This window comes from Citrobacter sp. C348, assembly GCF_047467975.1.
Classification (GTDB): Bacteria; Pseudomonadota; Gammaproteobacteria; order Enterobacterales; family Enterobacteriaceae; genus Citrobacter; species Citrobacter gillenii.
The window spans coordinates 229,035-251,272 of record NZ_JASJUJ010000004.1 but is presented as its reverse complement, the minus strand read 5'-3'; the positions used below and the strand labels follow the sequence as shown (position 1 = coordinate 251,272).

At 54.4% G+C, this 22,238-nt stretch carries 18 protein-coding genes; 5 read left to right on the top strand and 13 right to left on the bottom strand.

Going from position 1 to position 22,238, the window contains the following annotated elements; all coding sequences use genetic code 11:
- Positions 1–11: 11 nt before the first annotated feature.
- Together QNN86_RS10190 and QNN86_RS10185 are read right to left on the bottom strand one after the other, a co-directional pair.
- Positions 12–1,967 carry a glycoside hydrolase family 127 protein gene (locus tag QNN86_RS10190; protein ID WP_414211036.1) on the bottom strand — a complete coding sequence of 652 codons (1,956 nt, stop codon included), beginning with the start codon at positions 1,965–1,967 and terminating at the stop codon, positions 12–14.
- Between the two features lie 10 nt (positions 1,968–1,977).
- Complete coding sequence (locus QNN86_RS10185; RefSeq protein WP_181618309.1) at positions 1,978–3,378, bottom strand: MFS transporter; 1,401 nt, start codon at positions 3,376–3,378, stop codon at positions 1,978–1,980.
- A gap of 252 nt (positions 3,379–3,630) precedes the next feature.
- Between QNN86_RS10185 and QNN86_RS10180 the strand changes: the two genes are divergently transcribed.
- Positions 3,631–4,446 (top strand): AraC family transcriptional regulator, encoded by an 816-nt coding sequence (locus tag QNN86_RS10180; RefSeq protein WP_181618310.1) that lies wholly within the window; start codon positions 3,631–3,633, stop codon positions 4,444–4,446.
- Positions 4,447–4,484: 38 nt separating this feature from the next.
- On the opposite strand, the gene araD is transcribed toward QNN86_RS10180, so the two are convergent.
- The 8 genes from araD to yiaK form a co-directional block, all read right to left on the bottom strand.
- Complete coding sequence (gene araD / locus QNN86_RS10175; protein WP_181618311.1) at positions 4,485–5,183, bottom strand: L-ribulose-5-phosphate 4-epimerase; 699 nt, start codon at positions 5,181–5,183, stop codon at positions 4,485–4,487.
- Positions 5,177–6,037 carry an L-ribulose-5-phosphate 3-epimerase gene (locus tag QNN86_RS10170; RefSeq protein WP_137362494.1) on the bottom strand — a complete coding sequence of 287 codons (861 nt, stop codon included), beginning with the start codon at positions 6,035–6,037 and terminating at the stop codon, positions 5,177–5,179. The genes araD and QNN86_RS10170 overlap by 7 nt, the downstream gene beginning before the upstream one ends.
- A complete protein-coding gene (gene ulaD, locus QNN86_RS10165; protein WP_181618312.1) occupies positions 6,030–6,692 on the bottom strand; it encodes a 3-keto-L-gulonate-6-phosphate decarboxylase UlaD in 663 nt (220 codons plus the stop codon). Before ulaD ends, QNN86_RS10170 begins: the two co-directional genes overlap by 8 nt.
- A complete protein-coding gene (locus QNN86_RS10160; RefSeq protein WP_414211035.1) occupies positions 6,689–8,194 on the bottom strand; it encodes an FGGY-family carbohydrate kinase in 1,506 nt (501 codons plus the stop codon). Before QNN86_RS10160 ends, ulaD begins: the two co-directional genes overlap by 4 nt.
- Before the next feature lie 92 nt (positions 8,195–8,286).
- The gene (locus tag QNN86_RS10155; protein ID WP_181618314.1) at positions 8,287–9,606 is read right to left on the bottom strand and encodes an MFS transporter; all 1,320 of its coding nucleotides are present in this window, start codon (positions 9,604–9,606) and stop codon (positions 8,287–8,289) included.
- A 26-nt stretch (positions 9,607–9,632) separates the two neighbouring features.
- On the bottom strand, positions 9,633–10,565 hold the full coding sequence (locus QNN86_RS10150; RefSeq protein ID WP_414211034.1) for a DUF4862 family protein: 933 nt from the start codon (positions 10,563–10,565) through the stop codon (positions 9,633–9,635).
- A gap of 23 nt (positions 10,566–10,588) precedes the next feature.
- Entirely contained in the window at positions 10,589–11,053 is a 465-nt protein-coding gene (locus QNN86_RS10145; protein ID WP_414211033.1) for a YhcH/YjgK/YiaL family protein, read from the bottom strand.
- 11 nt (positions 11,054–11,064) lie between these two features.
- Positions 11,065–12,063 carry a 3-dehydro-L-gulonate 2-dehydrogenase gene (gene yiaK / locus QNN86_RS10140; protein ID WP_181618317.1) on the bottom strand — a complete coding sequence of 333 codons (999 nt, stop codon included), beginning with the start codon at positions 12,061–12,063 and terminating at the stop codon, positions 11,065–11,067.
- Positions 12,064–12,280: 217 nt separating this feature from the next.
- Here yiaK and yiaJ point away from each other — a divergent pair, with 217 nt between their 5' ends.
- Complete coding sequence (gene yiaJ / locus QNN86_RS10135; RefSeq protein ID WP_096759133.1) at positions 12,281–13,096, top strand: IclR family transcriptional regulator YiaJ; 816 nt, start codon at positions 12,281–12,283, stop codon at positions 13,094–13,096.
- Between the two features lie 35 nt (positions 13,097–13,131).
- Here the strand turns inward: yiaJ and avtA are convergent, their stop codons facing one another.
- Complete coding sequence (gene avtA / locus QNN86_RS10130) at positions 13,132–14,382, bottom strand: valine--pyruvate transaminase (RefSeq protein WP_414211032.1); 1,251 nt, start codon at positions 14,380–14,382, stop codon at positions 13,132–13,134.
- A 176-nt stretch (positions 14,383–14,558) separates the two neighbouring features.
- Entirely contained in the window at positions 14,559–16,589 is a 2,031-nt protein-coding gene (malS, locus tag QNN86_RS10125) for an alpha-amylase (protein WP_414211031.1), read from the bottom strand.
- Between the two features lie 316 nt (positions 16,590–16,905).
- Between malS and QNN86_RS10120 the strand changes: the two genes are divergently transcribed.
- The gene (locus tag QNN86_RS10120) at positions 16,906–17,730 is read left to right on the top strand and encodes a protein bax (protein WP_096759137.1); all 825 of its coding nucleotides are present in this window, start codon (positions 16,906–16,908) and stop codon (positions 17,728–17,730) included.
- A 91-nt stretch (positions 17,731–17,821) separates the two neighbouring features.
- On the opposite strand, the gene xylR is transcribed toward QNN86_RS10120, so the two are convergent.
- Entirely contained in the window at positions 17,822–19,000 is a 1,179-nt protein-coding gene (gene xylR, locus QNN86_RS10115) for a D-xylose utilization transcriptional activator XylR (protein WP_181618321.1), read from the bottom strand.
- 362 nt (positions 19,001–19,362) lie between these two features.
- On the opposite strand from xylR, the gene xylA reads away from it, so the two are divergent.
- Positions 19,363–20,685: a xylose isomerase gene (gene xylA / locus QNN86_RS10110; RefSeq protein ID WP_096759139.1), complete on the top strand. Its 1,323-nt coding sequence runs from the start codon at positions 19,363–19,365 to the stop codon at positions 20,683–20,685.
- Between the two features lie 72 nt (positions 20,686–20,757).
- Positions 20,758–22,212, top strand: coding sequence for a xylulokinase (gene xylB, locus QNN86_RS10105; protein ID WP_414211030.1), 1,455 nt, complete (start codon positions 20,758–20,760; stop codon positions 22,210–22,212).
- The last annotated feature ends 26 nt before the right edge of the window (positions 22,213–22,238 follow it).

The window sequence follows — 22,238 nt, the reverse complement described above, 5'->3', positions numbered from 1 at the left end:
GCACGGTTTAATTACTGCTCGTTGACCCAGATTCGCATTTCACCTTCACCACGGTTGGCCCAGCTAAACCACGGAATAAACGTCAGCGTATGCGTTTGCCGGGAAGCGGGGGAGAGATCGTAGTGCCACAACGATTGCTGCGCGGCATCATCAGCGCTTTGTTTCATCCCTTCAGTTTGAATCAGCATTTTATGGCTGAATAACCCTTTCCCCTCAAAGACCCTGAATTCACTCTCTTTTGGCAGCCACAGGTTATGCAATTCTTCGCCGTTATCCGCCTGCTCCAGACAATAGACTAATGGCCCGCGCTGAACGGCGACCTTACCGGCAACATGGCGAACCAGAGGGTTACCGTATACCCGACGCACCGGCATTGGGAGCGTCAGGCTTAGCGTATCCCCTTCCTGCCAGGTGCGGGTTATGTGCAAATAGCCTTTGCGAACATCCTGTTCTACAGGCAAACCGTTCAGCGTGACCAGCGGCGCGGTGCACCAGTCCGGCAGGCGTAGTGCCAGGGTGTGATGTACCGGTTGGGCCGAATCAATGGCAATGCGGACCTGCTCATGCCACGGATAATTTCCGCTAATGCGGAGTTTCAGCATCCCGTCTTCAACGGGGATTTCCATACTGTTGCCCACATACATATTGATATACAGCGCGTCCTGGCGCGGTGTGTAGAGGTAATGGCCAATCGAGGTTAATACGCGGGCGATGTTCGGTGGGCAGCAGGCGCAGCCGAACCAGCGCTGGCGCACGGGCTTCACGTGGTCGTAGATATGGTTGAATTTTAAGGATTTAGGATGGACTTCCAGCGGGTTAACGTAGAAGAAGTGTTTACCGTCAAGCGCCATACCGCCAAGCACGGTGTTATACAACGCGCGTTCCATCACGTCGGCGTACTGGCTGTCGGCCTCCATTTCCAGCATCCGGCGGGCGAACATCATCAGGCCAATCGAGGCGCAGCTTTCCGCATACACAGAGTCGTTGGGCAAATCGTAATCGCTGCTAAACGCCTCGCCGCTGCTTTGCGAGCCGATCCCGCCGGTAATATACAGCTGACGCTGGGCCATGTTGTTCCACAGCCACAGGCAGTCCTGGCGCTTGCCTTCGTCCTGGCTTAAGCGGGCCAGGTGGGCCACACCGGTCATCAGGTAGACAAAGCGCACGGCGTGACCGACGGCGGTTTGCTGTTCAGATATTGGCTGGTGCGCCTGGCTGTAAGGCTTGTCTTTCACCATCCACGCCGGGCCGTATGTGTGCCAGTAGGAAGTGCGCCCGCGTTTTTCGTACTCTTCATCGTAGAAATGCGGCTGTGTGCCACGCTGCTCAACAAAATAATTCACCAGCGTCATATAGCGCGGTTGCTGGGTGACTTCATACAATCGCATTAACGCCAGCTCGATTTCCGGGTGTCCGGGATAGCCGTGCAGCTGGTTTTCACCGGGTCCAAAAACGCTGTCGATATGGTCTGCCAGACGGCATACCACCTCCAGCAGGCGGCGTTTTCCCGTCGCCTGAAAGAAGGCCACACCCGCTTCTATCATGTGACCCGCGCAGTACAGTTCATGACATTCGGCCAGATTCGTCCAGCGTTCTTCAGGGGCCTTCACCGTAAAATAGGTGTTGAGATAGCCATCTTCGCACTGGGCGGCGGCGACCAGTTCAATCACCTCATCGGCGGTTTTTTCCAGCTCGGTATCCGGTTTCTGACACAGCGACCAGGCCACGGCCTCCAGCCATTTGGCCACGTCGCTATCCTGAAATACCATGCCGTAAAACTCACCGGATTGCTGACCTGCCGCGATGCGGAAATTCTCGATGGCGTGGCTGGGATCGGCTTCTGCAATGCGGTCATTGAGCGCATCCCACTGATAGGGGATCACCACGTCGCGCACCAGTTGCTGGTATTGTCCGAGGAACGGATCGCTGACCGTGAGCTTATGCAGGTCGACTTCCTGTGCGTTCATTTCGTGCTCCTTAAGGCTGTACATGACGCTGACGCAGATCGGTAGCAATGCGCGACATCATCGGGTTATTGAGTTTGCAAAGGCGGATAGACAGCGCCAGCAACAGGTGGAACAGGGCGGGCAGCAGCGTCTCCATGGCGGTAATACCTTGCAGCGAACTGGCGGTTTGGTTGCCAGCGCCAGGTTGATAGGCGACAAAAATAAACAACACGCTGATGATCCCGGCACTGGAGGCCCAGGCCAGCTTGATGAAAAACAGGTTGAAGGCGAAATTCATGCCGGAGGAACGCACGCCGGTTTTCCATTCGCCGTAATCGTCAGCAAAGGCCATCAGCGAGAAGTGCAGCGGCAGCGTGAAGCCGAGAATAATGCCGTTGCTGAGAATCACCGCCAGCCATAGCGTCTGGTGCGCCGGACCGGTGGGCAGAAACCACATCAGCGCAGCCAGCGCCGCCAGGATCAGGTTGGTGTAGTAATAGAGTTTGACGGTGTCGATGCGTCGCGTCAGTGGGCTAACCACCACTGAACCGATGATCGAGGCGAAGGTGACCATGGTGAAAAACAGTGAGGTGTAAGCGGTACTGCCTTCCAGCACGTAGGTAATGAAATACATGTACCCGCCGCCGCGAATATTAAAGACATTGATCAGCAGGAAGGACATCACCAGCATCAGCAGCAGTTGGTCATTTTTACGCAGCCCGCCGATGTGTTCGCGCAGCGTAAATTTCCCCATCATCGCCAGCGGTACCCGCTCGCGCACCCAGAAGAAACAGCACAGAAACATGACGACTGCGATGGCGCACAGGATGCCCACACCAAACTGATACCCCTGCGCGGCGTTGCCCTGCCCGAGTATCTCCACCATCCACGGCAGGCCGACGGAAACTAAAAACCCGGCGACGCCGCACAGCACAAAGCGCCAGGACTGGCAGGCGATCACCTCATTGTGACGCGTCGTCATGGTGTTGATCAGCGCACAATACGGCACATTGATCGCGGTATAGCCGACGGAAAGCAGCAGATAGGTGCCAAATGCCCAAGCGATTTTTACCCCCATGCTGGCGTCCGGCACGGTAAAGGTCAGCACGCCAATAATGCCGATGGGAATCGCGACCCACAGCTGCCAGGGGCGAAAGCGCCCCCAACGGCTTTGCGTGCGGTCAGCGAGAACGCCCATGATGGGGTCGGAAATCGCATCAAACACGCGCAGGGCGATAAACAATGTACCGACCAGCGCAGGGGTTAAGCCAAATATATCGGTATAGAAAAAGGTCAGGAAGTTCATGATCAGACAGGTAATAACCGTCCCGCCTGCATCGCCTAACCCGTAACCTATTTTTTCACGCAGAGATAATTTGTCGTCTTGTGTACGTTGTGCCAAATCGTTGGTCGTAATCGGAGCCGAAGTCATAAATAACTCCCGGAGAGGATGTTCGGAGAAATATCCCGCTAACTGCGGGCTTTTATTGTGTCATTTGCAAAGTACGTTATTTATTCTGCACCAAATACACAGACCAACAAGGGAAGGGAAAAGTATAAAAAGATGACAATTCCGACTTTATTGAAAAAGTGTGATTTCGATCCGGCGAGATACTATTTTATCGTGAATAATCAAAGGTGAAGGCAGGTTTTTAGGGTGTTAAAAGCGGGAAATTGAATAGTTATGCTTGAATTATCCATGTCACTTCCGATTAAGGTACAAAATGGCGGGCTGTTTATTTCTCGTGGCGTGGGAAGTCATCCGGCGCGGCAACTTCATTCCTGGGAAATTATCTTTGTCGAAAAAGGGACATTAACGATTCGTGAAGGGAACGCTATTTTTAGCGTGCAGGCCGGAGAGAGTTTGCTGCTGTGGCCGCAGCGTTTACATGTCGGCGTGGGACAATTTCCGCCCGATTTAAAATTTTATTGGCTGCATTTTGAGGTGACATCCGGCGAGCGTGTTTCGCCGCCTGAAGCGCTGCTTTCTATCCCGCAACAGACTCGGGTCAGCGAGCCACACTATATTATTTCGTTGTTTCGCCAGTTTTTACGTGAGCAGGAGAATATCCACCGCAGCGTTGCGCTGGAGCTGATCCTGTTGCTGATTTTGCAGCAAATATCCGCCGCCGCCAGCGAACAACCTGCCGATACGCCCGGTAATGCGCTGGCGTGGAAAGCGCAGCAAATGATTCATACTCAATTTCACCTGCCGATTTCCGCTTCGACACTGGCGAAAGAGCTGCATTGCAACGCAGATTATCTGGGACGTGTATTCCGGGGTGTTTTTCGGCTGACGTTAACCGAAGCGTTGCATCGCCAACGGGTGAGGGCGGCAGAAAAGTTGTTGATCAGTGATTCGCTGTCGCTGACCGAGGTGGCGTTTAAATGTGGATTTAACGATGTGGGTTATTTTCGCAAAATTTTCCGCACGCACACCAGCCTGACCCCGGCGGCGTGGAAGCGTCGCTACTGCAAAGAGCATATTAATTCGGCGTAGGTTAAGCCTCCTCTGTTCAGAAGAGGCTTAATTCAGCATCAGTTTTGCCCGTAATAGGCATTCGCGCCGTGTTTACGCAGATAGTGTTTATCGAGCAGTTCAGACTGCATATCCGGCAGCTGCGGGGCCAGCTGACGCGAGAACAACCCCATATAGGCGCACTCCTCAAGCACCACGGCGTTGTGCACGGCATCAGCGGCATCTTTACCCCAGGCAAACGGACCGTGTGAATGAACTAACACCGCCGGGATTTGCGCCGGATCGAGACCGCGCTCTTCAAAGGTTTTAATAATCACCTCGCCGGTCTGATACTCATACTCGCCGTTAATTTCTTCGACAGTCATCAGCCGGGTGCAGGGGATCGCGCCATAGAAGTAGTCGGCGTGGGTGGTGCCCCAGGCGGGGAGATCGAGACCGGCCTGCGACCAGATCGTCGCATGGCGGGAATGGGTATGCACGATCCCGCCGATCTGCGGATAGCGGCGATACAGCGCCAGATGGGTTGGCGTATCAGAAGACGGTTTCTTGCTGCCTTCGACGACTTTACCGCTGGCGATCTCCACCACCACCATATCGGCGGCGGTCATGACCTCATACTCGACGCCGGAAGGCTTGATCACCATCAGCGTGCGCGTTTCGTCCACCGCGCTGACGTTGCCCCAGGTAAAGGTGACTAAACCATGCGCCGGGAGCGCCAGGTTTGCCGCTAATACCTCGGCTTTTAGTTGCTCTAACATGTGAATCCTCCTTCCTGCATCCGCGCTTCTATCCAGCGTCGCGCCTGGATAATCTCCAGCACCGGCTCGCTGGCTTTTTCGGTCCACATTTCAATCAGAAATGCGCCGCGATAGTTCAGCTCATGCAACGTTTTAAAGATGCCAACAAAATCCACACAGCCTTCACCAAACGGCACATCGCGAAACTGACCCGGATGCGTTGCGGTCACTGGCAGCGTGTCTTTCAGGTGGATGGCGGCGATACGGTCAATACCCAGCTGCAGTTCGGCGGTGACGTCGTTCCCCCAGGCGCTGAGGTTGCCGACATCCGGGTAGACGGTGAACCACGGCGACGACAGCATCTCATCCCACTTTTTCCACTTGCTGATCGAGTTCATGAAGGCGGTATCCATGATCTCCACCGCCAGCATTACCTGCGCGGCGGCAGCCTGTTCCACCGCCCACGCCAGCCCTTCGGCAAAGCGTTGCTGGGTGCCGTCGTCGTGCTCTTCGTAATAGACGTCGTAACCTGCCAGCTGGATGGTGCGGATACCGAGATCGCGCGCCAGGCGAATGGCTTTGGTCATGATTTCGCGCGCCCGTTCGCGAACGGCTTCATCGCGGCTGCCGAAAGGGAAACGACGATGGGCTGACAGGCACATGGAGGGGATGGCAACGCCGGTTTCCAGCATGGCGCTGACCAGCGATGCGCGCTGGGCTGGCGTCCACTCCAGGCGCGACAGGCGTTCATCGGTCTCATCCACTGACATTTCGACGAAATCAAAGCCGCAGCTTTTCGCCAGCACCAGCCGTTCCGGCCAACTGAGGTCTTTTGCCAGTGCTTTCTCGTAAATACCTAAGGGATGATTACGCATGCTGTGTTCCCCAGATGGCGTCGATTTGGGCGTGGAATTCGCCAGCGACCTGCGCCGGATGGGCGGCGCCTGCCAGCGCGCGTCCGGCGATAAATGCTTTGACGTTAATGTCGCGGAATAGCGGCAGGTCGGCAGGGGTAATGCCGCCAGTAATCGACAGCTCAAGGCCGATGTCGGACAGCGCCTTCATGCGCGCCAGATCCGCGTCGCCCCACTGCTGCCCGCTGGCCTGCGCGTCGCGTCCGCGGTGGTAAATCGCCTGGCGAACGCCGACGCGATACCAGTCACGGGCGTCGTCCAGCGTCCAGTTGCCGAACAGCTCCATCTGAATTTCACCGCCGCAGGCCTGGGCAACGACGTGGCCTTTTTCGACTGTGGCGAGCGGTGCGGCGCAGATAATGGTCATCCAGTTGGCGCCAGCGCCAAAAGCCTGCTGCGCCAGGGTTTCACCGGCATCGGCTACTTTCCAGTCGGCGACGATGATTTTTTCCGGGCACTGCGCGCGCAGGGCTTTCACCGCGCCAAGGCCTTCGGTTAAACAGAGAATGGTCCCGGCTTCAACGATATCGACATGGTCCTGTAGCAGGGCAACATCGCGCTGGGCTGCTTCCAGGCTGGTGTGGTCGAGCGCCAGTTGCAGTAATGGTCGGCTCATAATGCGTGCTCCTTAATACGGGCGTGATAGCCCTGTAGTGCGGTAATCAAATCCTGGTATTGGCGGTATTTGCGCTGATAGAGGGCGTGCGCGGTCATGTCCGGCAGCAGCGTGCGCACCGGGTGCTGCAGGTCGCGTTGGGCATCGCTGAAATCGCGATATACGCCGGTGCCGACGCGGGCGGCGAGCGCGGCGCCAAAGCAGCCAGTCTCCTCCACCTGCGGCAGTTCAATGCGCAGGCCGCTGACGTCCGCCAGCATCTGCATCCAGACGTCGGAGTGCGCCGGACCGCCGGTCACGCGCAGGGTGTGAACCTCGGTAAAGCGTTCACGCATGCGGTTGAGATGGGTCATGTGGCTGAACACCACGCCTTCATAAACCGCCTGCAATAGATGCGCGCGGGTGTGCAGCGCCTGCATGCCGTAAAAACCGCAGGTCATCTCCAGCCCGGCGTTGCTGCCGTACAAAAACGGCAGAAAAAAGAGCTCACTGCTCGCTTTTGACAGGCTGGCAACGGCCTGATTAATTTCATCGAAAGAGATCTCCCCCCACTGGGCGGTGAACCACTCCAGATTGCCGGAAGAGGTCGGGCTGGCTTCGTGAACGATGTACTGCCCGTCATTGACGTAGCGGCCATAGACATAAGGATGGGCCTCATGCTCGCGCAGGCCGTGAGCAATCCCGCTGGTGACCGCCCAGGTACCCATTACCGCGTTGAGGGTGTATTCATCTTCAATACCGGCGCAGAGTGCGGTGGAAACCACATCAAACAGACCGCCGACGACGGGCGTACCCGCCGCCAGACCGGTGATGGCGGCTGCCTGAGCGGTGATTTCCCCGCATATTTCTGCTGAGCCGACGATGGGCGGCAGCGCATTATTTATTTCGCTAATGCCCAGCCACTCGGTCAGGCGCGGGTCGTACTGGCCTGTCGCCATGTTGTAGAGGTTGGATTCGGAGATGTTGCTCTCTTCGCCGCTCTTTTCGCCGGTTAAGCACCAGCGCAGGTAGTCATGTCCCATCATCACGCAGCCAATTTGCGCGTAGCGCTGGGGTTCGTGCTCTTTTACCCAGCGCAGTAGAGACGCGGGATGCCCGGTCCACAATGTCTGACGAGTGATCGGGTAGAGTTGTTCGGGGATCCCGTCCTGTTGCCAGCGCTGGACGATGTCTATCGCCCGGCGGTCAGAAGAGAGGATGGCATTGCCCAGCGGCTTATCCTGCTTGTCGAGAAGAAAGAGCCCTTTACCCTGAGCAGAAATACCGACACCCTGAATTTGTTCGCTCGATACGCCGGTGCGGTGTAAGAGTCCGGCAATGGTGGCTGCGCAGTGCTGCCAGAGTTGGTGCATGTCACGTTCGGCGTAACCCGGCAAGGGCGACACCGTCTGCAACGATTGCCGGTGAATTCCGTGTTCATGACCTTTAGCGTCGTATAAACCGGCTTTCAGATACGTACCGCCACAATCGATACCCAGCCAGAAGGTCTCTTTCTTACTCATCTTTTGTATCTCATTTTTGCCGGATGGCGCTGTGCTTATCCGGCCTACGGGTGTTTACAGAGCCGGTAAGCGTAGCGCCGCCGGGCGGGGTTTTACGCAGTGTGTTTATGTGGATTCAGTGCTTTTAGCGGGGCTGCACCTGCATCACATTTTGCCGGCAGCAGTAATGCCATCAGTGCGGCCAGCGCCAGTGAGATAGCCAGGCAGTAAACACCCGCATCTTTGCTATAGAGAGTGATGAGCACGCCGACCGCGTAAGGACCGCAGAAACCGCCGAGGTTGCCCAGCGCGTTGATGACGCCACGCGCACCGCCTGCCATTTCCGCGCTAAACAGACGCGCCGGAATGGTCCAGAACACGCCCGCCGCCGATTGCAGGAAGAACCCGCAGCCAACCAGCGCGGAGTAGGCCAGCCAGACGTTATTTTTCAGCACTACTGAGAGGAACATGCACAGGGCAAAGCCAACCAGTGGCAGGCAAACAAACACTTTACGTTTGCCAGTACGATCAGAGAGGGTGGAGAACAGGAACATCCCGGCAATGGCGCCGACGTAAGGCAGAATGGCGAGCATGCCAACCTGTCCCATGCTGCTGTGGGTCAACTCTTTGAGGATGGTAGGCAGCCACAGGGTGTAACCGTAAATCCCGGTCTGATAGAAAAAATTCAGTGCGATAAGTTGCCACATGGTTTTGTCAGAAAGCACCGCGCTCAGAGAGGCGTTTTTCACCTCGGTTCCGGCAATCGCCCTTTGCTCTGCAGCCAGGGTCTCGACCAGATAGTTCTTCTCGGCGGCTGAAATCCAGCGGGCTTCCTGTGGACGGTCATAGACGGTATAGGCCCACAGTGCCAGCACAGCCACAGAGAGTAGACCTTCAATAATGAACAGCCAGCGCCAGTCCAGAACCGTAATGATCCAGCCGGAGAGCGGGGCGGTAATGATCCCGGCAATCGGTACAAACATAATTACAATCGCATTAGCACGACCACGTTCGGCATCGGGGAACCAGTTACTGATCATCGTCAGCACCACGGGCAACATACCGCCTTCCGCCACGCCGAGTAAGAAGCGCAGAACCAGCAGTTGATACTGATTGGTGATCAATCCCGTCAGAACGGAGATCACTGCCCATGCAACCAGCGACCAGCCGATAAATTTCTTACCGCTGCCGTGAACCGCAATTTTTCCACCGGGAACCTGTAAAAACAGATAGCCGATAAAGAAAATGCCGCCAGCCAGTCCTGCCATGGTGGCGGAAATACCTAACTCAGCATCCATTCCTCCGGGCATCGCAAAAGCGATGTTGACGCGGTCCATATACGAAATAATACAGGCGATCAGAATTGGCGGAATAATTCTCAACCAGCGCTGGCGGGGTATATCATTGAGTGTAGGGCGAGAGGTCATGTTCATATTAATATTCTCGTAGGGTCGTATTTTTATAGTTTTGCTTTGTTTAATGCAGCAATGCCGTCGCGTAATATCGCTACGCGGCGGTTCACATCTGCATTGGCATTTATTTCCAGCAATTTAATACCGGCAAATTGCAATGGATCGGTACCTGCGCAGGTGAATAGTTCGCGGGCATGATCGGTGGTCATCAGGCTTTGTGGGCAGAAAGGGGCAAACGGGGCGTGTAAGTCCTGCCATTCGCCATATTCTCCCGTCAACGTGGTGCCGGAGAACATCAGAGCCCCCAGCTTACCAGCCTGTTTGGCCTGTCGGGTGTGGGCCAGTGGCAGGGTCGTGTTCTGCCCTTCAATGGCGGAACGCGCCCAGTTAACACACACGCTGATGTCGTAGTCGGTAATGACTTCCAGCACGTTTTCTAACGGCAGGAAACCTTTACGTGGTGCGGGGCCGGTCATGGCGTCGCAGTGTTCCAGAACCAGCGCACAGGACCAGTCCCAGTTGGCAATCTCTTTAAGTGAACGAGCAAACGCCTCGGTGGCCTGAGCGACGTTCGGATTCCCCGCCAGCGGGGCGGCATGTAGCTCCAGCGCGATGACTTTCCCGGCGTTGGCGGCATTGATGTTAGTGATTTTCTGGTGAAGATGGCGATAGTACTCCACGCAGGCTTTACGCTGCTTTTCGTTGCTCGATGCCAGCCCAAAGCCGCCGTTAGTACCGCGACGGCGCATAGTCTCCATAATCGCCGTCACTACGATCTGCCAGCTACCCGGCGTATGGCGTAATAACCATTCATCACCTAACGGGTGAAGATGTTCAAGACAAGGCTGCTCCAGGCCGCGGATATCGGGGGTATCGGAGAGTTGTCGCCAGAATTCCGTCTCGTCCTCTTCACTCTGTTGGTGAAATGAGGGTGCACAGGGGTACGCACCGATAATATAACCGGCATGCTTTACGTTCATTTTGTGCTCCTGAAAATAATTTTCTATAAAGTATCTATTGCCACTTTAACCACTATTTTGCGGATCGGTGTTGCTACCGTTTTATGGCATCCGGGACGATGAACATCCTGCGGGAAAAATATGGCGTAGCTTCCCGGAACCATTTCAAAGAAAGATTCATTTTCACTGTCGTGATAAAAAATAATATCGCGCTGTGCTAATAACGATTCGCTGATTTGGTTATTCCCGGTATCAATGGCAATACCGATTTTTTCTTCACCCGAGGCCAGAAACTGAATATCCAGATAGCGGCGATGGACTTCAGGGCGATTTTCGGCAACGTCGCGGGTGGTTAAATCGATAACCTGCGCGAAGATGCTTTTACCGTCGATCTCCACCACGCCGGGTTCCAGTTTGCTGAAGTCCGTGCTGCGCAGAAAGTCGAGTGCCCTCTCAATGGTGGCCGGCAGACGACACGGGTTCGGCTGAGCGATATGACCAAAGATCATGGTTTATCTCCTTATAACGCCTGGATTTTGGCCCACACGCTGTCATCAACGGTGATCCCGTTGCGGCGGTTTTCTTCCAGTAAGCGGGTGAACTCGTGGCCGGGCAGACGAATTGGCGTGTCCTCATCGGCGCGTTCAGCGGTGGTGATGAAGTCCATAATGCGCTGCAGTTTGGCGTCGCGGGATGCGCCGTCGATCAACTTGTCGACTTCGATGGCGATAAAAATCTGTGAAATTCCGTACTCATCGCTGTTGTCTTCGGTGACTTCGGCAACGGAAGCACCGTCTGAAAGCAGGGTGGCAATCATGTCCAGCACGATCGACAGACCAGAACCTTTCCAGTAACCCATCGGCAAAATGCGGCGATTTTTCTCGATAACGGCAGGTTCTCTGGTGAGATTACCCTCATCGTCAAACCCGCCATCCACCGGGAGTTCACGACCGGCCAGACGGTTAACTTCCAGCATGCCGTAGGAGAACATCGACATCGACATATCCACCATAGTGATCGGCGTTGATGGGATGGCGACAATCAGCGGGTTGGTGCCGATACAGCACTCTTTAGAGCCCCACGCAGGCATCACGGCGATGGAGTTGGTCCAGCAGATACCGATGTAACCTTTCTCTGCCGCCTGCCAGCCATAGCTGCCGCCACGCATCCAGTGATTTGCATTACGCAGCGCCACCAGGCCAATGCCGTGATCGGAGGCCAGTTCGATGGCCCTGTCCATCATCTTTTTCGCGGTCAGGTTGCCAATTGAGCGTTGAGCATCCCACTGTTCAATCGCGCCCAGGCTGGTAATGCGCTGTGGTTTGGCCTCAGGAATGATGTCGCCGTTATCCAGTTGCTGAATGAAGCGAGGGAAACGGTTCACGCCGTGCGAATAGACGCCGGATTCGGTGGTACGTGCGAACATTTCAGCACAGGCATCCGCGGTTTCAACGGTAATACCCCGCGCCAGCAGTACCCGATTGAACGCTTCTTTCAACTGCTCAAAAGTGACTTTCATTCCTGTTTCCTTAATTAAATTTGATCGCTTTTTTATCTCTAAATTTCACTATGCGAAATCTGATTTCAAATATAGCGATCAAATTTTGACAGATCAACGGGGTGACCTGTTTTTTAAAATTATCAAAATCAAATAGTTATGTTTTTTCGGTTCAGATCGTGAACTGAAACACACTTTGCGCTACCATCAGAGCGCGACAAAAAGGGGAGCGGAAGCGATGGGCACAAAAGAAAATGAGATGACGCAAGAAAAAGAGAGGCCAGCCGGAAGTCAGAGCCTGTTTCGTGGTTTGATGTTGATTGAGATCCTGAGCAACTATCCGAACGGTTGCCCGTTGGCACACCTGTCTGAACTGGCGGGACTGAACAAAAGTACCGTGCACCGACTGCTGCAAGGGCTGCAATCATGCGGATACGTGACGCCAGCTCCTGCGGCGGGCAGCTATCGCCTGACCACCAAATTTATCGCCGTTGGGCAGAAGGCGCTTTCATCGCTGAATATCATCCATGTTGCCGCGCCGCACCTTGAAGCGCTGAACATCGCCACGGGTGAAACGATAAATTTTTCCAGCCGTGAAGATGACCACGCGATTCTGATTTATAAGCTGGAACCCACTACCGGTATGCTGCGTACCCGTGCCTATATCGGCCAGCATATGCCGCTGTATTGCTCGGCGATGGGCAAAATTTATATGGCGTTTGGTCATCCGGACTATGTGGCTTCTTATTGGGAGAGCCACCAGGATCTGATTCAGCCGCTGACTCGCAATACCATCACCGGTTTACCGGCGATGTACGATGAGCTGGCGCAAATCCGTGAAAGCAGTATGGCGATGGACCGGGAAGAGAATGAGTTGGGCGTGTCCTGCATTGCGGTGCCAGTGTTTGATATTCATGGCCGCGTGCCGTATTCGGTCTCGATTTCACTCTCCACCTCGCGTCTGAAGCAGGTCGGGGAGAAGAATCTACTCAAACCACTGCGGGAAACCGCACAGGCAATTTCGAATGAACTAGGCTTTACCGTTCGCGATTAAGTGAGTCCCGACCCACATGGGGGTCGGGATTTATGTCAACCTTCACGCCAGGCGCGTTCTATCTCTTCAGCCAGAATCTTCACGCCAGCCTCGATTTTCTCCGGCTCCGGAACGTAGTTCATCCGCATGCACTGGTGAGTGTGCGGCCACGGCTTATCCAGCCCCGGGAAGAAGTAATCACCGGGAACCATCAACACGCCGCGTGCTTTCAGGCGCTGATACAGCAGCTCGGTGGTGACAGGCAAGTCCTTGAACCACAGCCACAGGAAAATCGCCCCCTCCGGTTTGTGGATCAGGCAGCGCTCTTCGGATAAGTAACGGCGAATGATCGCCACGGTCTCCTGAACGCGCTGATAATAAAACGGTTTGATCACGGTCTCTGACAGACGCAGCAGATCGTTGCGCTTAATCATCTCGCACATGATTGCCGGTCCCATGCCGCCGGGGGCAAGGCTGATAATGCCGTTCATGTTGGTGATAGCCGTGATGATTTTTTCATTGGCGATAATAATACCGCAGCGCGAGCCCGGCAGCCCGAGCTTGGAAAGACTCATGCACAGTACAATGTTGGGGTTCCACAGCGGACGGGCTTCGCTAAAGATAATGCCGGGGAACGGGACGCCGTAGGCATTATCAATAACCAGCGGAATACCGTGCTGATTGGCCAGGCGGTCCAGCTTCAATAACTCTTCGTCTGTGATCACATTGCCTGTCGGGTTGGTGGGGCGTGACACGCAAATCATGCCGGTCTCTTCGCCAATGTGCAGGTGTTCAAAGTCAACGTGATACTTAAACTGGCCTTCCGGCAGCAGCTCGATATTCGGGCGCGCAGAGACGAAGAGCTCCTCTTCCAGCCCGGAATCGGCATAGCCAATGTATTCCGGCGCCAGTGGGAACAGGACTTTACGGGTGGTACCGTCGGCGCGACGTCCGGCGAAAAGATTGAACAAGTAGAAAAACGCGCTCTGACTGCCATTTGTCAGTGCAATATTTTGTGGTTCGATATCCCAGCCCAGCCTCTCGCGCAGCAGCGTGGCCAGTTCGGCCAGTAGCTCGGTTTTCCCCTGTGGACCGTCATAATTACAAAGCGCATCAGTGACTTTGCCGTTTTCCAGCATCTCGGTCAGCAGAGACTGGAAGTACTCCTGCATCTGTGGGATTTGCGCCGGGTTACCGCCGCCAAGCATGATCGCGCCGGGCGTACGTAAACCGTCGTTGAGGTCCTCCATCAGGCGGGTGATGCCTGAATGGCGGGTAAATTTGTCGCCAAAAAGTGAGAATGTCATAGCAGGTGGTCTGTCGAGCTGAGTAATAAAGTGGCTAACCATAGCGCTACCTATGGCGGGGTGCAAATCAGGCTGGTAAGGCTAAATTGACGCTTTGTGCTGTGGATTTGTGACAGGCTGGTTTTTTGTTTTGCATCAGGCTTCCCGCCCCACCGGGTACGAGAAGCCTGGTGAGATTAGCGCTGACCTGCCCAAATGACCATCACTTTGTCGTCACCGTGCTCGCGGGAAAATCCGTATCCTTGTTTCAACGTCAGCGTAGTTTGTTTACCAGCGCCGATGGCGGCATGTCTGGCCCTGAACTGGCTGATTTTCTGCCAGTGTGCGACGCTGGCGGCCGATTTACCGCTGACATCCTGCCAGTTCATATCGGATCGCGTGCCTTGTAAAGGGTCTGAGCCGGTCGGGCCGAAAGGACGCGCGGATTCGTCACCGTAAAACAGCTGCACCGCGCCCGGTGCCAGTAGCAACAGCTCGGCGGCTTTATCTCCACCTTCGCGGAACAGGCGCGTGTCGTGCGATGAGAGATAGCTCAGGACGTTAAAATCCTGCAATTTATCCGCCATCTGCTGCCAGGTGAGATCCATATTGGCCAGGCAGTCGACGGCGCTGGCCGCCTGTTCCTGATAATCAAAATTGATCATCGCATCAAAGCCGTGGCGGTAATACTCACTGCGCATAACGCCGTGACCCCAGGCTTCGCCGGTCATCCAGAAGGGTTTATCATCCAGCGCTTTGTCCGGGTTAGCTTTCTTCCATTCGGCCAGCGCTGCGCTGGCCTGGGTTTTCAACTGCTGCCAGGCGGGAAGTTCGACGTGCTTGGCGGTATCGACCCGAAACCCGTCAATCCCGTAGTCGCGCACCCACTGGCTGAGCCAGTGGGTCAGATAATCTCGTGGCGTGTAGCCCGCAATGGCTTTGGCGTGGGTATCCGGTTTGTTATTGTAAAACACCGGTAACCCGGAAGGCGTGTTGGACTCGGTTTTCAGATCGGGCAGGAAGGCCAGCGACATCGTCAGGTCGTCAAAACCGGGGCTGTCGTAGTCGCCGATGTCGGTACGGATCCAATTTTTCCCCCACCATTTTTCCCAGGCGGCTTTATCACTGAAATTGATGTAATCATTAAAGCTGTGCCAGCTCTGTCCGGCGGCGGGCTTCCAGTCCGTCCAGTGTTCACCGAGCGTATGTTTCAATTCATCGCCCGATAAATATAACGCGCCAAACTGATAAGCCTGCATATCGGCCAGCGTCGCGTAACCGGCATGGTTCATCACCACATCGAACAGAATGCGGATACCGCGCTGGTGAGCGCCATCGACCAGCGCACGCAGATCGGCCTCGTTGCCCATATTGGCATCAAGCGTGGTCCAGTCTTGCGTGTAATAACCGTGATAGGCGTAGTGGGGGAAATCCCCTTTGGTGCCACCGCCTACCCAGCCGTGAATCTGCTCAAACGGAGCGCTGATCCACAGGGCGTTAACGCCTAACTGTTGCACATAGTCGAGTTTGCTGGTGAGGCCACGTAAATCGCCACCGTGAAACGTCCCAATCTCCTGCATGCCGTCGTTGTGGCGACCGTAGCTGTGGTCATTGGTCGGATCGCCGTTTTGAAAGCGATCCGTCAGTACGAAATACACCGTGGCGTTATGCCAGTCGAAGGGGGCAGGGGCGTCTGTTTCTGCGCGTTCAAGCAGTAATAACCCGTTGCTACTGGCTGCGGGTTGGAGGGTGATTTGACCGTGCTTAACCATTGCCGTCTGCTGGCTGTAGTAATCACGCACCACGGCACCTTCAGGGAAAGTCTGACTCACATCCAGCGTCAGCGGTGAGCCATCCCATTTCGGACACTGGCGAATCTGGCTGGTCACTGGTTCAACGGCACTTGCTACTGAGAGCATCAGCGTTGGTGTGCCGGAGCGGGTATCCACTTCCAGCGTGTAACTACCGTCTTTGAATAAACGCCACTGTGGTGGCTCGCCTGTGCAAGGTTTTAGCGACAGCATCTGGTTGAGTTTAATGGTTTCGGCAGGCTGCCAGCACTGTTGGTCAAAATTTAGTATTAAAGGACGGGTACCCTTCGTCAACGTTGCATGGCTGACAAACTTACCCGTACCCTCCACTTCGAAGGTGGGGAACCCTTGAGAAGTCCATGACGAGGCGATGGTGATGCCTGGCATAAGCGCCAGCGCAAAGGCGGCAAGTTTCATAACGCTGTCCTGAATGCTGCGATTTTAGCCAGTTTGCCAGCGAATTACGGTCGGAGACTCATCCTTTGGGTGGATTCCGCCAGGATGAGACGTGAGGGTGAGCGATCGTGCGCAAAAAACGGCATTATTTTGCGATAACACCCGCATTTTCTTCGAATTAATACCAATCTTAACCGTTAGCGCGTGACATAGTTTCGGAATTGGACTATTCCTTTGGGTGCTCTTGACGGCTATTTTTGCTATGATTTGAGATTCATCTCTCATTTTTATGAAAAATATAAGGTGTTGGAATGTATAAATCCGACCAGGAGACCTAATGATATTGACTCCCATTCGACGATATGGGGCCATGATTCTAATGTTACTCACCATTGCATTTTCCGGTGAGGTGCTGGCAAAGACACACACGGCAACAACGAGTCAGAAGCCCCAGGCAACCAAGACAAGTAATACACAGGTAAGCAGTAAACAAGAGTATTCTCGCAATAGTGCAAAGAGTAGTTCACTTCCTGATTTGCGAAAATACCCTTCCGGAACACCAAGGAAAAAAGCGTTTCTCCGGACGGTTATGCCTTACATTACTAGTCAAAATGCGGCCATTACTGCTGAACGTAACTGGCTGATTTCAAAGCAGTACCAGAATCGCTGGTCGCCGAGCGAGCGTGCGCGCATGAAAGATATCGCCAAACGCTACAAGGTGAGCTGGTCTGGCAACACGCGTAAAATTCCGTGGAACACGCTGCTTGAGCGCGTGGATATTATCCCTACCAGTATGGTGGCAACCATGGCTGCGGCAGAAAGCGGCTGGGGTACGTCGAAGCTGGCGCGTAGCAACAATAATCTGTTTGGCATGAAATGTGTCAAAGGTCGTTGCACCAATGCACCGGGTAAGGTGAAAGGCTACTCTCAGTTTGACTCGGTGAAAGAGTCAGTGACGGCTTACGTCATTAATCTGAATACGCATCCGGCATACTCTTCTTTCCGTAAGTCACGCGCTCAGCTGCGTAAAACCGATCAGGAAGTCACCGCCACGGCGATGATTCATAAGCTGAAGGGGTATTCCACCCAAGGGAAGAGCTACAACAACTATCTGTTCGCGATGTACCAGGATAACCAGCGCTTAATCGCCGCGCATATGTAGTTACCTGCGCCGGATGGCGCTACGCTTACCCAGCCTACAAGATGACTCGTAGGCTGGGTAAGGCGCAGCCGCTACCCGGCAACACATCCCATCACAACAACACTTCACTGTTCACATCGCGATACTCTTTTGGCGTCGTGTCATACTCTTTTTTGAACACAGAATAGAAATACTGCAGAGACGGGTAACCGCACATCTGCGAAATTTCGTTTATGGAAAGTGTGGTGGAAATCAACAGGCTACGCGCTTTCTCCAGCTTTTCGGCATGGATCACCGCATGGATGGTCTCCCCGACCTCCTCTTTAAAACGCTTCTCCAGATTCGACCTCGAAATCCCTACTGAGTCCAGTACCTGTTCGACCTTTATGCCCTTACAGGCGTGGTTGCGGATGAAGTGCATCGCCTGAATAACGGCCGGATCGCTGAGTGAACGGTAATCGGTTGAACGACGTTCCACGACGCGTACCGGGGGCACCAGAATACGTTGCAGCGTCGGCTCTTCGTTCGCCAGCACGCGGTGCAGGAGTTTTGCGGCCTGATAGCCCATCTGGCGAGCACCCTGAGCAACGGAGGATAGCGCTACGCGCGACAGGTAGCGGGTCAGCTCTTCGTTATCAATGCCAATGACGCACAGCTTCTCCGGTACCGGAATATGCAGGTGTTCACAGGCCTGCAAAACGTGCCGCGCACGTGCGTCGGTGACGGCGATAATCCCGGTTTGCGGCGGCAGAGTTTGCAACCAGTCGGCTAACCTATTCTGCGCGTGTTGCCAGTTTTCTGGCGCAGTTTCCAGGCCCTGATAGACCACGCCACGGTATTTTTCTTTCGCGACCAGTTGGCAAAAGGCATATTCACGTTCCTCGGCCCAACGTTTGCCGCTGGAAGGTGGTAGACCGTAAAAAGCAAAGCGGTTCACCCCCTTTTCTTTCAAATGCAGAAAGGCGCTTTCTACCAACGCGTGGTTATCGGTGGCAATGTAGTGGACCGGTGGATAATGTTCAGCAAGATGGTACGAACCCCCGACGCCAACGATGGGGACATCGACATCGGCAAGTAATTGCGCAATGTCATCGTCGTCATAATCGGCAATAACACCGTCGCCTAACCAGTCTTTAATATTATCAATACGCGCGCGAAAATCTTCCTCGATGAATATATCCCATTCAGATTGCGACGCTTGCAAATATTCACCCACGCCCTCAACCACCTGGCGGTCGTAGGCTTTATTGGCATTAAATAAAAGAGTGATACGGTGACGTTTATCAAACATAAGAGCCTGTCCTGGAAAGAGGGAATATGGGCCTGTCGATACTACCAAAACCGTGGATAATGCTGCCTGATCATGTGTGACAAATTTTTGATTTGCGTAGCGCTACGCAAAACTCACACACCCTAAGCGGGAAGGCAATTGTCATATCTTATCCGCGGATTACGGTTTTTTGTTTATTCATCAGGACTCGATCCCGATCGTCTTTTTATTTCTATATTTTGCGCGTTTTTTTGGGAGCCAGCGCACATTTGGGTATTCTCTTAATAGCGGTGTGAAATAACGTAATTGAGCAAAAAATCAGGAAATTCCAGTATGGCTGCATCGCAGTTTACTTGCCGTATTACCTGATTATGGAGCTTATTATGCAGGCTTATTTTGACCAACTCGATCGTGTTCGTTTTGAAGGGACAAAATCCACTAACCCGCTCGCATTTCGCCATTACAATCCTGATGAGAAAGTGTTAGGTAAGCGTATGGAAGATCACCTGCGTTTTGCCGCCTGCTACTGGCACACTTTCTGCTGGAATGGTGCAGATATGTTCGGTATGGGGGCCTTTGACCGCCCATGGCAGCAGCCTGGTGAAGCGCTGGCGCTGGCTAAACGCAAAGCGGATGTCGCGTTTGAGTTTTTCCACAAGCTGAACGTGCCTTACTACTGCTTCCATGATGTGGATGTCTCACCGGAAGGTGCTTCGCTTAAAGAGTACAAAAACAACTTCGCGCAGATGGTTGATGTGCTGGGTGCCAAGCAGGAACAAAGCGGCGTGAAGCTGCTGTGGGGCACGGCAAACTGCTTTACTAACCCGCGTTACGGCGCCGGTGCGGCCACCAACCCTGACCCGGAAGTGTTCAGCTGGGCGGCCACTCAGGTGGTGACTGCCATGGATGCCACGCATAAATTAGGCGGCGAGAACTATGTTCTGTGGGGCGGTCGTGAAGGCTATGAAACCCTGCTTAATACCGATCTGCGTCAGGAACGCGAGCAGATTGGCCGTTTCATGCAACTGGTGGTTGAGCACAAACACAAAACCGGTTTTCAGGGTACCTTGCTTATCGAACCGAAGCCGCAGGAGCCGACCAAACATCAGTACGACTACGATGCAGCGACTGTTTACGGCTTCCTGAAACAGTTCGGCCTGGAAAAAGAGATCAAACTGAATATCGAAGCCAACCACGCCACGCTGGCCGGTCACTCATTCCATCACGAGATCGCCACCGCGATCGCGCTGGGTCTTTTTGGTTCTGTCGATGCCAACCGTGGCGATGCGCAGCTGGGCTGGGACACCGATCAGTTCCCGAACAGCGTGGAAGAAAACGCGCTGGTGATGTACGAAATCCTGAAAGCGGGCGGCTTCACCACCGGTGGCCTGAACTTTGATGCCAAAGTACGTCGCCAGAGCACCGATAAATACGATCTGTTCTATGGTCATATTGGGGCGATGGACACCATGGCGCTGTCGCTGAAAATCGCAGCTCGCATGATTGAAGATGGCGGCCTGGATCAGCGCGTTGCCAAACGTTATGCCGGTTGGAATGGTGAGCTGGGCCAGCAAATTCTGAAGGGCCAGATGACGCTGACCGAAATTGCGCAGTACGCTGAACAACATAATCTGGCGCCGGTGCATCAGAGCGGTCATCAGGAACAGCTGGAAAATCTGGTAAACCATTATTTGTTCGACAAATAACGGATCGTTAAGAACGTTTGTCAGCCCGGATAGCTTTGCGCTTCCGGGCATTTCTTTAAGGAACGATAGCCTATGTATATCGGGATAGATCTGGGCACATCAGGCGTAAAGGCCATACTGCTGGATGAGCAGGGTGATGTTGTGGCCTCGCAGACGGAGAAGCTCACGGTTTCGCGTCCTCATCCGCTATGGTCGGAGCAGGATCCTGAACAGTGGTGGCTGGCAACGGATCGCGCCGTCAAAGCACTGGCTCAGCAACATTCACTCAGTGAGGTGAAGGCGCTGGGGATTGCCGGTCAAATGCACGGTGCGACGCTACTTGATAATCAGCAGAAGGTATTGCGCCCGGCGATCCTGTGGAATGACGGACGCTGCGCACAAGAGTGCGAGATACTGGAAAACCAGGTTCCAGAGTCTCGCGGCATCACCGGTAATCTGATGATGCCGGGTTTTACGGCACCCAAATTGCTGTGGGTTCAGCGCCATGAACCGGAGATTTTCCGCCAGGTTGATAAAGTCCTGCTGCCGAAAGATTACCTGCGTTTGCGTATGACCGGGGAATTCGCCAGCGATATGTCTGATGCCGCCGGTACGATGTGGCTGGACGTCGCGAAGCGCGACTGGAGCGACGTCATGCTGGCAGCTTGTCACCTGACCCGTGCGCATATGCCTGCGCTGTTTGAAGGCAGCGAGATTACCGGTACGCTGTTGCCTGCGGTCGCGCAAGCCTGGGGTATGTCCGAGATCCCAGTGGTAGCGGGCGGCGGCGATAATGCGGCTGGTGCTGTTGGCGTCGGTATGATGAATGCCGGTCAGGCGATGCTCTCGCTGGGCACGTCCGGTGTTTACTTTGCGGTAAGCGACGGATTCCTCAGTAAACCAGAAAGCGCAGTACACAGTTTTTGTCATGCCTTACCTGAAAGATGGCATCTGATGTCCGTTATGCTCAGTGCGGCGTCCTGCCTGGACTGGGCGGCAAAATTAACCGGGCTGAACAGCGTTCCTGAGCTGATAGCTGCGGCACAACAGGCGGATGAGCAGGCTGAACCCGTCTGGTTTTTGCCGTACCTGTCGGGTGAACGTACGCCGCATAATAATCCGCAGGCGAAAGGCGTCTTTTTTGGTCTGACACATCAGCATGGGTCGAAAGAACTGGCGAAAGCAGTGCTGGAAGGTGTGGGGTTCGCGCTGGCAGATGGTATGGATGTGGTGCATGTCTGTGGCGTTAAACCGGCCAGCATTACGCTCATTGGCGGCGGCGCTCGCAGCGAATATTGGCGCCAGATGCTGTCTGATATCAGTGGGCTGCAGTTGGATTACCGTACCGGCGGTGATGTTGGTCCTGCTTTGGGTGCGGCACGTTTGGCACAAATTGCCATGAATACTGATAAGCCATTATCTGACCTGCTGCCTCAACTGGCGCTGGAACAGGCGCATTATCCTGACGCAGATCGCCATGCGCTTTATTTGCAGCGTCGCGAAACCTTCCGTCGTCTCTATCAGCAATTGCTGCCGCTGATGTCATGATCGTATTTCCCCCTCTGCTAAACGGA

Coding starts and splice junctions, on each gene's coding strand:
- QNN86_RS10190 (WP_414211036.1), bottom strand. CDS start 1,967: ATGAACGCACAGGAAGTCGACCTGCATAAGCTCACGGTCAGCGATCCG.
- QNN86_RS10185 (WP_181618309.1), bottom strand. CDS start 3,378: ATGACTTCGGCTCCGATTACGACCAACGATTTGGCACAACGTACACAA.
- QNN86_RS10180 (WP_181618310.1), top strand. CDS start 3,631: ATGCTTGAATTATCCATGTCACTTCCGATTAAGGTACAAAATGGCGGG.
- araD (WP_181618311.1), bottom strand. CDS start 5,183: ATGTTAGAGCAACTAAAAGCCGAGGTATTAGCGGCAAACCTGGCGCTC.
- QNN86_RS10170 (WP_137362494.1), bottom strand. CDS start 6,037: ATGCGTAATCATCCCTTAGGTATTTACGAGAAAGCACTGGCAAAAGAC.
- ulaD (WP_181618312.1), bottom strand. CDS start 6,692: ATGAGCCGACCATTACTGCAACTGGCGCTCGACCACACCAGCCTGGAA.
- QNN86_RS10160 (WP_414211035.1), bottom strand. CDS start 8,194: ATGAGTAAGAAAGAGACCTTCTGGCTGGGTATCGATTGTGGCGGTACG.
- QNN86_RS10155 (WP_181618314.1), bottom strand. CDS start 9,606: ATGAACATGACCTCTCGCCCTACACTCAATGATATACCCCGCCAGCGC.
- QNN86_RS10150 (WP_414211034.1), bottom strand. CDS start 10,565: ATGAACGTAAAGCATGCCGGTTATATTATCGGTGCGTACCCCTGTGCA.
- QNN86_RS10145 (WP_414211033.1), bottom strand. CDS start 11,053: ATGATCTTTGGTCATATCGCTCAGCCGAACCCGTGTCGTCTGCCGGCC.
- yiaK (WP_181618317.1), bottom strand. CDS start 12,063: ATGAAAGTCACTTTTGAGCAGTTGAAAGAAGCGTTCAATCGGGTACTG.
- yiaJ (WP_096759133.1), top strand. CDS start 12,281: ATGGGCACAAAAGAAAATGAGATGACGCAAGAAAAAGAGAGGCCAGCC.
- avtA (WP_414211032.1), bottom strand. CDS start 14,382: ATGACATTCTCACTTTTTGGCGACAAATTTACCCGCCATTCAGGCATC.
- malS (WP_414211031.1), bottom strand. CDS start 16,589: ATGAAACTTGCCGCCTTTGCGCTGGCGCTTATGCCAGGCATCACCATC.
- QNN86_RS10120 (WP_096759137.1), top strand. CDS start 16,906: ATGATATTGACTCCCATTCGACGATATGGGGCCATGATTCTAATGTTA.
- xylR (WP_181618321.1), bottom strand. CDS start 19,000: ATGTTTGATAAACGTCACCGTATCACTCTTTTATTTAATGCCAATAAA.
- xylA (WP_096759139.1), top strand. CDS start 19,363: ATGCAGGCTTATTTTGACCAACTCGATCGTGTTCGTTTTGAAGGGACA.
- xylB (WP_414211030.1), top strand. CDS start 20,758: ATGTATATCGGGATAGATCTGGGCACATCAGGCGTAAAGGCCATACTG.